Origin of the sequence: Peribacillus sp. TH16, from assembly GCF_016651095.1 — a bacterium.
Taxonomy (GTDB): Bacteria; Bacillota; Bacilli; order Bacillales; family DSM-1321; genus Peribacillus; species Peribacillus butanolivorans.
In genome coordinates, this window is sequence record NZ_JAEKEM010000009.1 from 1120307 (window position 1) to 1132369 (window position 12063).

Annotated in this window: 10 protein-coding genes; all 10 read right to left on the bottom strand. The window is 40.2% G+C overall.

Translation table 11 applies throughout. The annotated features are described in order from the left end of the window. Positions 1 to 89 precede the first annotated feature (89 nt). A complete protein-coding gene (gene mtaB / locus JFV29_RS19435; RefSeq protein ID WP_201185859.1) occupies positions 90 to 1427 on the bottom strand; it encodes a tRNA (N(6)-L-threonylcarbamoyladenosine(37)-C(2))-methylthiotransferase MtaB in 1338 nt (445 codons plus the stop codon). 6 nt (positions 1428 to 1433) lie between these two features. Further along, entirely contained in the window at positions 1434 to 2186 is a 753-nt protein-coding gene (locus JFV29_RS19440; RefSeq protein ID WP_201187957.1) for a 16S rRNA (uracil(1498)-N(3))-methyltransferase, read from the bottom strand. A 144-nt stretch (positions 2187 to 2330) separates the two neighbouring features. Continuing rightward, the gene (prmA, locus tag JFV29_RS19445; protein WP_201185861.1) at positions 2331 to 3272 is read right to left on the bottom strand and encodes a 50S ribosomal protein L11 methyltransferase; all 942 of its coding nucleotides are present in this window, start codon (positions 3270 to 3272) and stop codon (positions 2331 to 2333) included. Positions 3273 to 3304: 32 nt separating this feature from the next. Then, positions 3305 to 4423: a molecular chaperone DnaJ gene (gene dnaJ / locus JFV29_RS19450; RefSeq protein ID WP_053347011.1), complete on the bottom strand. Its 1119-nt coding sequence runs from the start codon at positions 4421 to 4423 to the stop codon at positions 3305 to 3307. A gap of 326 nt (positions 4424 to 4749) precedes the next feature. Then, a complete protein-coding gene (gene dnaK / locus JFV29_RS19455) occupies positions 4750 to 6585 on the bottom strand; it encodes a molecular chaperone DnaK (protein WP_053347012.1) in 1836 nt (611 codons plus the stop codon). A 38-nt stretch (positions 6586 to 6623) separates the two neighbouring features. Then, complete coding sequence (grpE, locus tag JFV29_RS19460) at positions 6624 to 7220, bottom strand: nucleotide exchange factor GrpE (protein ID WP_053347013.1); 597 nt, start codon at positions 7218 to 7220, stop codon at positions 6624 to 6626. Positions 7221 to 7319: 99 nt separating this feature from the next. Next, complete coding sequence (gene hrcA, locus JFV29_RS19465; RefSeq protein WP_201185863.1) at positions 7320 to 8348, bottom strand: heat-inducible transcriptional repressor HrcA; 1029 nt, start codon at positions 8346 to 8348, stop codon at positions 7320 to 7322. Between the two features lie 125 nt (positions 8349 to 8473). Further along, positions 8474 to 9625 carry a radical SAM family heme chaperone HemW gene (gene hemW, locus JFV29_RS19470; protein ID WP_057218741.1) on the bottom strand — a complete coding sequence of 384 codons (1152 nt, stop codon included), beginning with the start codon at positions 9623 to 9625 and terminating at the stop codon, positions 8474 to 8476. 79 nt (positions 9626 to 9704) lie between these two features. Then, on the bottom strand, positions 9705 to 11540 hold the full coding sequence (gene lepA, locus JFV29_RS19475; RefSeq protein ID WP_056528610.1) for a translation elongation factor 4: 1836 nt from the start codon (positions 11538 to 11540) through the stop codon (positions 9705 to 9707). Positions 11541 to 11721: 181 nt separating this feature from the next. Beyond that, positions 11722 to 12045, bottom strand: coding sequence for a YqxA family protein (locus JFV29_RS19480; RefSeq protein ID WP_056528609.1), 324 nt, complete (start codon positions 12043 to 12045; stop codon positions 11722 to 11724). Between the last annotated feature and the right edge of the window lie 18 nt (positions 12046 to 12063).

Below are 12063 nucleotides of genomic sequence, written 5' to 3' on the forward strand. Positions count from 1 at the left end.
GACGATATATATAGTCTTTACCCTAATGTACTAAGAAAACACGTTAAACAAAGGATTAAAAAAAAAAAGACAGCGAAAAAATCGCTGTCTTATATATTAGCTACTTGCTGCAACGGAATATCTTTCACAACCGTCACGAACTGTCCTTCGCTATACGGATAGCCAGACTTTGTAATTTTCACTTTTACAATGTCACCAACCATTTCCTCTGTAGCCGGGAAGACTATTTTCATGTAATTATCCGAGTAGCCTTCATAAAGACCATTTTCCAACTTAGTCTCAGGAATGACTTCAAGCACTTCTCCCTCAAATCGAGAAGCGTACTCTTTTGCCAACTGATCCGATAACGAAATCAGACGGTGAACGCGTTCGTTTTTCACATCTTCATCCACTTGGTCTTCCATGCGTGCGGCAGGAGTCCCTGTCCGTTTTGAATACGGGAAGACATGAAGTTCGGAGAATTTATATTTTTCTATAAAATTATACGTCTCCAAAAATTCTTCTTCGGTTTCACCCGGGAAGCCTACGATTACATCAGATGTAACAGCAAGGCCTGGCAGTGCAACTTTTAATTTTTCAATTCGATCACCGAAGAAAGCCATTGTATATTTACGTCTCATCCGTTTTAAAACCGTATCAGAACCCGATTGGATAGGAATATGCAAATGACGAACTACCTTTTTCGAATTCGTCAGCACTTCAATGATTTCATCTGTAATTTGACTGGCTTCAATGGAAGAAATACGGATCCGCTTTAGCCCATCAATTTTTTCCAAGTCACGTAGTAGCATCGCTAAATTATAATCCTTCAAGTCATCTCCGTAACCACCGGTATGAATGCCCGTCAAGACGAGCTCTTTATATCCTGCCTCGACAAGCTGCTCAGCTTGATGAATGACTTCCTTTGGATCACGGGAACGCATTAAACCACGAGCCCATGGGATGATACAGAAAGTACAGAAATTATTGCAACCTTCCTGAATCTTTAGTGAGGCGCGAGTACGATCAGTAAATGCCGGTACATCCAATTCTTCGTAGACACGATTTTTCATAATATTTCCAACTGCATTGATTGGTTCACGTTCTACCTTGAACCGCTCGATGTATTCAAGCAATTTAACCCTGTCCTGTGTTCCAACAACAATATCTACACCTGGAATTGCCATGATCTCTGCAGGAGATGTCTGTGCGTAACAACCCGTTACTGCTATAACAGCATTCGGATTTTTACGGATTGCACGACGGATGACCTGACGGCTCTTCTTATCGCCAGTATTCGTTACCGTGCAAGTGTTGATGACGTATACATCTGATGTATTTTCAAATTCAACACGATCATATCCCTCTGTCTTAAATAATTGCCAAATAGCTTCTGTTTCATAATGATTTACTTTACAACCTAATGTATGGAAAGCGACCGTTGCCATTTTTCATCACCTCAAAAGTTCTACATGATAAGAAACAGCGGAAAGTGCATATAAAGGTGCTGTTTCAGTTCTTAATATTCTAGGTCCAAGACCACAAGCTACAAATCCGGCAGCCGACAATTTTTCGATTTCCTTCTCTGCCATGCCCCCTTCAGGACCAAACACGAATAAAATCGATTGTCCGGCAGTGATATCTTTCAAAACAGAAGCAAGTACAGACGTTTCTCCACGCTTTGCTTCTTCTTCAAAAGCAATTAATCTATGATCGAAACCAGAAGCATATCCAGCTAGCTGATCTGCCGTCATCGGTTCCTTGATGGCAGGGATAACTGTGCGGTGGGACTGTTCGGCCGCTTCCTTTGAAATCTTCTGGAGTCGTTCCAATTTCTTACCAACCTTTTTGTGGTCCCATTTTACCACCGAACGAGCAGCAATAAAAGGGATAAATTCAACTGCACCTAATTCCGTCCCCTTTTGAACGATATATTCTAACTTATCCCCTTTAGGCAGACCGCTCGCTATCGTAACTCTTACCGGAAGTTCCTTTTCTTCATTCTTCCATTCAATAATGGTTCCTATAACAGCGTCATTTGTTATTTCAGAAATTTCCGTGACCGCAGTCATTCCGTTGCCCTTTACGGTGATGATTTGCTCCCCAGGTTCCATTCTCATTACCCTGGAAATATGGTGAAAATCATCGCCTGATATCGTCACTGTTTTACCATTAAAGTCTTCCTCGTTAAGAAAATACCGTTGCACACTGCCACCTACTTCGTCTAGTCTAAAAAAACTCACAGGCTAGCAGTCAGAGGCTTATTTTCCGATTGCGCGCCATGCAAAAACTCAAGCTAAAAAAAGGTACTCTGACTATCCAAATATACGATAATCAGAGTAACTTTTCATTTAATCATTTCTTTTCGCGATGATTGCTACCCAATCTTCCATCAAAATGGTTTCCTCAACTGTGAATCCGGAAGCTATAATTGCATCCTTCACATCCTGTTTCTTTGGCTGGATAATCCCAGAAGCTATAAAATACCCACCAGGTTTAACCACTTTTGCTACATCATCTGTAAAGAGCATAATGACTTCAGCTAATATATTAGCTACAACGACATCTGCTTGTTCGCTTACGCCGTCCAACAAGTTACCTTGAGAAACAGAAACTCTGTCTTGAACGTTGTTAAGTTCTACATTTTGCTTAGCAGACTGTACAGCTACGTCATCCAAATCAAGCGACTGAACTTGTTTCGCCTCTAATAATGCCGCTGCAATACTTAAAACACCGGAACCCGTTCCTACATCAACAACTAAGTCACCCGGCTGAACTGTACGTTCAAGTGCTTGGATACACATAACCGTTGTCGGGTGGGTACCTGTTCCAAAAGCCATACCAGGATCAAGTTCAATGATTAATTCATCACTGCTTACAGGAGTGTAATCTTCCCATGTAGGAACAATAGTAAAACGTTCAGAAATCTTGACCGGATTATAATATTTTTTCCAAGCCGTTGCCCATTCTTCTTCATTCACTTCACTAATTGAAACAACATTCTTCCCAAGATCGATATCAAAAAGAAGGAGATTATTAATTGATTCCTTAATAGCATCAACAGTTTCGCCAAGGAAGCTGTTAACCGGCAAATATGCCTTAATCAACACACCTTCATCCGGATAATCAGCTGGGTTTAGGTGGTAGATTTCGCCAAAAACATTTTCACGTTCTTTGACTAATTCAAGGGGATCCTCAATGACAACACCGCTTGCACCTGCCTCATGAAGAATATTTGAAACAGGTTCAACCGCTTCATTTGTTGTATGGATTGCAAATTCAGACCACTTCATAATCTACCAGCTCCCAATTTCTTTACTTGTCTTCACCTATCTTTAAAAGCACGCTTTACCTTTGAGAAAAAGCCATCTTCTTGTTCATCTATACCTGATTGTCCGCTGATATCGTTGAACTCACGAAGAAGGTCCTTTTGTTTTTCACTTAATTTTTTAGGTGTAACCACTAATACGACCACATGCTGATCTCCTTGGCCATATCCTCTTACATTCGGAACCCCTTTTCCTTTTAAACGGAAACGCGTGCTTGTTTGTGTTCCTGCAGGTATCTTCAACTTAACTTTACCATGCAAAGTAGGAACTTCAATTTCATCTCCTAATGCTGCCTGAGCAAAAGTAACCGGCATTTCACAATAAATATCATCGCCATCTCTTTCAAAGAATTCGTGGCTACGAACATGGAAGACTACATAAAGGTCTCCAGCTGGACCACCATTGATTCCAGGCTCGCCTTGACCGGATACACGCAGTTGCTGGCCATCATCGATTCCGGCTGGCACCTTGACTTGGATTTTTTTGCGTTTTTGAACTTTACCGTCGCCGCCGCAAGTTGAACATTTATTAGGAATGATTTTTCCTGTTCCTTGACAATGGTGACATGCTCTCCGGTTCACAATACGTCCGAATGCCGTGTTTTGTTCAACATTTAATTGGCCTGTTCCATGACAGTGTGAACAGTTCTCCACTTTTGTGCCAGGCTTAGCACCCGATCCTTTACATGTATCACAATTCTCTTCACGCGGAATTTCGATTTCAGTATCTTTTCCGAATGCAGCCTCTTCAAAAGAAAGCGTCATCGTATACTGTAAATCAGCCCCTTGGCGCGGTGCATTAGGATCTCTTCTACGTCCGCCTCCTCCAAAGAAACTACTGAAAATATCTTCAAAACCACCGAAACCGCCAAAGTCCTGGCCACCGAAGCCCTGATTTGGATCTGTATGTCCAAATTGGTCATAATGAGCCTTTTTCTGCTCGTCGCTTAATACCTCGTAAGCTTCCTTAATTTCCTTGAATTTATCCGCAGCATCTTCCGCTTTATTAATATCAGGATGATATTGTTTGGAGAGCTTTCGATACGCTTTTTTGATTTCATCCTTCGAAGCACTCTTCGAAAGGCCTAACACCTCATAATAATCACGTTTACTCATATCTAAAATCCACTCCCGATTCGATTCACATAAAGGTAATATTATCACTGAACGAAGATAATAATCAACTAGAAAAGTACAAACGGCTTGAACACTTTTTCGTAAAAGAAGACATCTGCCTCAAATTTGCACCTATTTTTCTCCATAGTCTTATGATTCCCCACTAGCGATTGTAAGAATAAAAGAATACCAGCTGCCATTACTTCCGGACTTTGATTTCACCCATTGTAAAAAAGCCAAAGCCAAGATAACCTGACTTTGACTTTTCTACAATTACAGGCAGAAATCCCTGCCCAATATATCAGCGTCCCAACAGGGTCACTTTTTTATTTTTTCTCTTCTTCGTTTACTTCTGTATATTCTGCATCAACTACATTATCGTCTTTTGCACCAGCTTCGCCAGCACCCTCTTGGCCTGCTTGCTGAGCTTTTGCAGCTTCTTCATAAAGCTTCATTGTCAAAGCTTGAACGATTTCGTTAAGTGCATCTTTTTTCACACGGATTTCTTCAAGCTCATTTTTCTCGATTGCTGCTTTCAGTTCATCCTTCGCTTCGTTTGCTTTTGTTACTTCCGCTTCGTCTACTTTACCTTCTAGATCTTTAAGCGTTTTTTCCGTTTGGAAGACTAGTTGATCTGCTTCGTTACGAAGTTCAACTTCTTCTTTACGTTGTTTATCACTATCAGCATTTTCTTCTGCTTCACGTACCATGCGGTCGATTTCTTCATCAGAAAGTCCTGAAGATGATTTGATTGTGATTGCTTGTTCTTTGTTTGTGCCAAGATCTTTTGCACGAACGTTTACAATACCATTTTTATCAATGTCGAAAGTTACTTCGACTTGTGGAATTCCGCGCGGTGCCGGTGGAATGTCACTCAATTGGAAACGACCAAGCGTTTTGTTGTCTGCTGACATCGGACGTTCACCTTGAAGAACATGGATATCTACAGCTGTTTGATTATCAGCCGCTGTTGAGAATACTTGTGATTTACTTGTTGGAATTGTTGTATTACGGTCGATTAATTTCGTGAACACGCCGCCCATTGTTTCAATTCCAAGTGAAAGTGGAGTTACGTCTAAAAGAACAACGTCTTTAACATCCCCTGTTAATACGCCACCTTGAATCGCAGCACCCATAGCTACTACTTCATCAGGGTTAACACCTTTGCTTGGTTCTTGACCGATTTCCTTTTTGATTGCTTCAACAACCGCAGGAATACGCGTAGATCCACCAACAAGGATGACTTTATCGATTTCAGATGCTGAAAGACCTGCATCTTTCATCGCTTGACGAGTAGGTCCCATTGTACGTTCCACAAGACTTGAAGAAAGTTCATCGAATTTAGCTCTAGTCATTGTTACGTCTAAGTGAAGCGGGCCAGCATCTCCAGCTGTGATGAATGGCAATGAAATTTGTGTAGAAGTTACACCTGAAAGATCTTTTTTCGCTTTTTCAGCTGCATCTTTCAAACGTTGAACTGCCATTTTGTCTTTAGAAAGATCGATTCCATTTTCTTTCTTGAATGCTTCTACTAGGTAATCAATGATGACTTGGTCGAAATCATCTCCACCTAGACGGTTGTCACCAGCAGTGGATTTAACTTCGAATACGCCATCGCCAAGTTCCATGACTGATACGTCAAATGTACCGCCACCAAGGTCGAATACAAGAATTGTTTGGTCTTCATCTGTTTTATCTAAACCGTATGCAAGTGCTGCAGCTGTCGGTTCGTTAATAATACGTTCTACTTCAAGTCCAGCAATTTGACCAGCATCTTTCGTTGCTTGACGTTCTGCATCATTGAAGTAAGCAGGTACAGTGATAACCGCTTTTGTAACTTTTTCACCAAGATACTCTTCAGCATATGATTTTAAGTATTGAAGGATGATTGCAGAAACTTCCTGCGGTGAGTATTCTTTTCCTTCAATTACTTCTTTATGATTAGTACCCATATGACGTTTAATAGAAATGATCGTGTTCGGGTTTGTAATTGCTTGGCGTTTTGCCACTTCCCCTACTTGTCTTTCACCATTTTTGAATGCCACTACGGATGGAGTTGTACGGTTTCCTTCTGGATTCGGGATAACTTTTGGTTCCCCGCCTTCAAGTACAGATACACAAGAGTTTGTTGTACCTAAGTCAATACCAATAATCTTGCTCATAGTTTCACTACCTCCCAATTATTTGTATGTAATTTCTATTATTCGTTTACTTTTACCATTGCAGGACGAAGCACTCTGTCTTTAAGAACATATCCTTTTTGGAACTCCTCGACAACGATGTTAGAACCAAAGTTTTCATCTTGAACTTGCATGACCGCTTGATGTAAACGCGGATCAAATTCTTCACCAACCGAACTAATTGGTTCGATGCCTTCTTTAGTCAATGCATCAATAATCGCTTTGTAGACCATTTCCATCCCTTGAAGCAGGGATTTTGTCTGTTCATTATCAGCTTCGATTTTTGTCGCTCTTTCAAAATTATCAAGAGCCTCGACTAAATCACCAGCAATACTTTGAACTCTATATTTTTGAGCCGCTTCCATATCAAGCTTGGCACGGCGTCTTGAATTATCAAAATCGGCCTGCAGACGAAGATAACGGTTATCCATTTCTTCGATTTTAGCCTGTAGCTCAGCAATCTTTTCATGAGCCAATTGAAGTTCATCTTTCTCAACCGGAGTTTCCTCCTGATTTTGTTCCGCTGGAATTTCCTCTTCAGCAAATACAGCTTCTGCAGCGCTTTCCTCGATTGTTTCATTTTCTAATGTTTGTTCTTCGTTTTTATTTTCTGTCACAATCTCACCTCCCTAAAAGGGTTATACAATTTATGCTTAAGTAATAAGTCAGGCTGGGGAATTTACATCCCCGCCACCTTAACAATATTACCTTTGCTCCTATTTTTGATACAGTTTAGTCATCAGAGTCGTTAAATCTTTCGAGAAAAACGAAAGCAGACTGATTACTCTCGAATATTCCATTCTCGTTGGACCTAGTATCGCTAATGTGCCCACTTGTTCATGTCCGATTGAGTAGGTTGCGGTAATTAAGCTGCAGTCATCAAGTACCGTATTTTGATTTTCACGGCCAATCTTGACGTGAATGCCCGCTGGATTTTGAGTAATAAGATCATAAAACCCTTGTTCCTGCTCAATCATCGATAAAAGTGTACTTACCTTTGCAATGTCATGGAACTCCGGCTGCCTTAGCATATTCGTTTTCCCGCCGAAAAATATTTTTTCAGGCTTTGTATCCGTCAAGGTATCCGCTAGAACAGAAACAATCGATCCATAATTATGAATGTGGTGGCTTAATAGAGCAGCCACCTCCTTATAGATCTTATCTTTTAAATCAACAAGCGGAACATCGACTAAACGGGCATTTAAAATGTTCACCATCTTTTCAATTTCATTTATATCAAAAGAAGGGGGCAAGGAAATCATTCGATTTTCCACATGACCTGTATCAGTAATAATGATTGCAATTGCAGCATCCGGACTCAATGGTACGATCTGAATTTTTTTCAACTTATGTTCATTGACTTTTGGACCTAGTACAATTGCCGTATAATTCGTCAGTTCAGAAAGAATTTTTGCTGACTTTTGAACAATCTTTTCTAGCTCATAGATTCGCTCAACAAAAACAGATTTTAACAATTTCATTTCATTCTTTTTCGGAGCTTGAGGAGAAAGCAAATGATCCACATAATATCTATACCCTTTTTCAGAAGGTATTCTACCAGAAGATGTATGAGTTTTTTCTAAAAAACCCAATTCTTCAAGATCAGACATTTCGTTACGGATTGTGGCAGAGCTGAACGTAATTTCATCTTTCTTCGACAAGCTTCGCGACCCGACTGGCTGGGCAGAATGGATAAAATCCTCGATTATCACTTGCAGAATCAATAATTGACGATCAGTTAGCATGTATGATCACCTCTGTTAGCACTCTGTCTCTTTGAGTGCTAATATACTAATAAATTATCAAATGAAGCTTATGATGTCAACAATGAAAACCGCTAATTCATTGATAAAATAACAAGAGATTTCCATCACTCGGAATCAGCAACGCCTAAAAACGATTGGAACACTTCATTACCAAGCAATTTCCCCTGCTCAGTCAATCGGACAAACCCACCTTCAATCGTAAGCAGACCCTTTGCCGATTCTTCTTCGAGCGATTTCCCGAAAATTTCCGTCATTTCAACAGAAAATTTATTCTTGAAGTTTTCCAATGAAACTCCTTCTGTTTTTCTAAGTCCTAAAAACATCTCCTCTTCCATCTTTTCATGGAGTGGTACAGGATGTTCTTCCAAAACAGGTAACTCGTTCACCGTCAATGGCGTAATGTATTTTTTCACTGGCCCATGATTGGCCACTCTTTTTCCCCCAGTATAGCCATGTGCTCCCGCACCAATCCCATAATATTCTACATTATCCCAATATGTTAAATTGTGTCGGCTTTCAAATCCAGGACGAGCAAAATTACTGATTTCATATTGATGCAGACCATGTTTCTCCATCTCTTCCATCAGCCGTTCATACATGGAAGCCTCAAGCTCCTGAGGCGGAAGATTTAATTTCCCTCTTCTCATTTGATTATAGAAAACCGTCTTAGGCTCAACAATTAATGAGTAACTGGAATAATGAGGAAGCTGTAGTGCAAGGGCCTTATCTAGCGTATCCTTGAAGTCTTCCATCGTTTGACCTGGCAATCCATAAATCAAGTCGATACTTATATTTGTAAAGCCAACCTCTTGAGCCAAATGAATCGTTTCATATACTTCAGATGCCCGATGTGTCCGACCAATTCGCTTTAATAATTCATCATTGAAGCTTTGCACCCCAAAGCTAAGCCTATTCACACCGGAATGAAATAGTATTTCAAGCTTTTCTTTTGAAAGATCCCCAGGATTAGCCTCGAATGTATATTCAGCCTTCTTTGAATCAAAAGGAAGGGTTTCATTGATTGCTTCACATAAGAATGCAAGTTGTTTTTCATCAAGAGAGGTTGGTGTCCCTCCGCCGACGAAAACCGTGTCCAATCCTGTTGTTGGATACTTTGCAAGTTGCATTTCCATTTCTCTTTTCATCATCCGTAAATATTCGTCGACTGGCTGCCCCTGCAAAAACACTTTATTAAAATCACAATAGTGACAAATATGTTCACAAAACGGTATGTGGAGGTAGGCACTTTTAATCATTGTGTTCACAACCTTTAATCGATTGAGTCGATAGAAAAAGAGGCTAGATCTTCTCTACCCTCTTTTTTCTATCTATCATTTATTTTTTTGGAGTCGTATCATCCATTTTCAAAACAGCCATGAAAGCTTCCTGCGGTACTTCAACAGAACCTACCTGTTTCATCCGCTTTTTACCTTCTTTTTGTTTTTCAAGCAATTTACGTTTACGGGAAATATCGCCACCGTAACATTTAGCGAGTACGTTTTTACGCATTGCACTAATAGAAGAACGAGCCACGATTTTTTGTCCAATAGCTGCTTGAATTGGAACTTCAAACTGTTGTCTTGGAATCAATTTCTTCAATTTCTCAACAATAACTTTACCACGCTCATAAGCGAAGTCCTTATGAACGATGAAACTTAAAGCATCGACCGTCTCAGCATTCAGTAAAATATCCATCTTCACAAGCTTGGACGGTTTGTAGCCGATTAATTCATAATCAAATGAAGCATAGCCCCTTGTATTTGATTTCAATTGATCAAAGAAATCATATACGATTTCCGACAATGGTATTTCATAGTGAATACTTACACGTGTCTCATCGATATATTCCATATCAATGAAGTTCCCGCGTTTATTCTGACAGATTTCCATGATTGTGCCTACAAATTCTGTTGGTGCCATCATTGTTGCTTTTACATATGGCTCCTCAACACGTTCAATCTTTTGGGCATCCGGCATGTTAGATGGGTTATCAACCTTCAAAACCGTTCCATCAGTTTGAACGACATCGTAAATAACACTTGGCGCAGTAGTAATTAGATCAATTTTGAATTCACGTTCAATACGCTCTTGGATGATTTCCATATGAAGAAGTCCTAGGAAACCGCAACGGAAACCAAAGCCTAATGCTTGAGATGATTCCGCCTCAAACTGCAGCGCTGAATCATTCAATTCCAATTTCTCTAATGCATCCCGTAGATCATTGAATTTCGATGCGTCAATCGGATACAAACCGCAATATACCATCGGATTCATTTTCCGATAACCTGGCAGCGGCTCTGTCGCACTATTCACAGCACTAGTAATCGTATCACCAACTGTCGTATCACCAACGTTTTTAATAGCTGCTGTAAGGAAACCAACATCACCTACGTTTAGTTCATCAAGCAGTTGTGTTTTTGGATTAAAGACACCCAATTCCGTGACATCAAATTCTTTGCCTGTGGACATCATTTTAATTTTGTCGCCCACTTTAATAGACCCTTCAACAACCCGGATATAGGCAACTACACCCCGATATGCATCAAATAGCGAGTCAAAAATAAGCGCCTTAAACGGTGCTTCAGGATCTCCTTGTGGTGCCGGTACTAATTCAACGACCTGCTCCAAAATCTCCTCGATTCCGATACCGGCTTTAGCTGAAGCCAAAACTGCATCAGAAGCATCCAACCCGATTACTTCCTCAATTTCATTACGAACACGTTCTGGATCAGCACTCGGCAAGTCAATTTTATTGATGACCGGGATGATTTCCAAATTGTTATCCAATGCTAAATATACGTTTGCAAGCGTCTGGGCCTCAATACCCTGCGCCGCATCGACAACAAGGACTGCACCTTCACACGCAGCAAGGCTTCGCGAAACCTCATACGTAAAATCGACGTGCCCTGGTGTATCAATAAGATGGAAAATGTATTCTTCGCCATCTTTCGCATTATATTTTAATTGAATTGCATTCAATTTAATCGTAATTCCACGCTCACGCTCTAAATCCATGGAATCTAACAGCTGACTCTTCATTTCACGTTGAGTCATAGCGTTCGTTTTTTCTATGATACGATCCGCCAATGTAGATTTACCATGATCAATATGAGCGATGATGGAAAAGTTACGAATCTTGGATTGTCTTTTTAATTTTTCTTCTCTATTCATAACGTTCACTCCCACTAGTCGACACAATACACTATTTTTTATTATATCAATAGAAAATGCAAGATTCAACAGAATAGTTACAAAAGAAGCATCATTGTAGTGCCAGGGATAAAAAAAGGCTGCATTCCGAATTCTCGGATGCAGCCTTTCGACAGAGTTATTCGACTTTTCTTGCGCAAGCTTAAATCATATTTATAAGCGCTTGAAAGGCCGCTGATATCGTTTCGCCGAGAGTCTTGCCAAGAGATGAGAAAAAGTTGAAAGCCTTCATTTCTTCAAGCTTTTCTTTTTTCGTCTCTAAATCATGACTTGTTACTTTTTCACCAAGGATATCCGCCTCCATCTCCCCTTGGTCCGATTGGTTGATAATAAATGCACTATTCAAAGAGGGGTCTTCATATCCCTTCATTTTTTTCATGCCGTCATTCGCCTGCTGCATTCCAATAAGGACGCCTAAAAATAATACGAGTATAATCCCCGTGCATTTTAACCAAAATCGAACCATGTTAGAGAACTCCTCTCA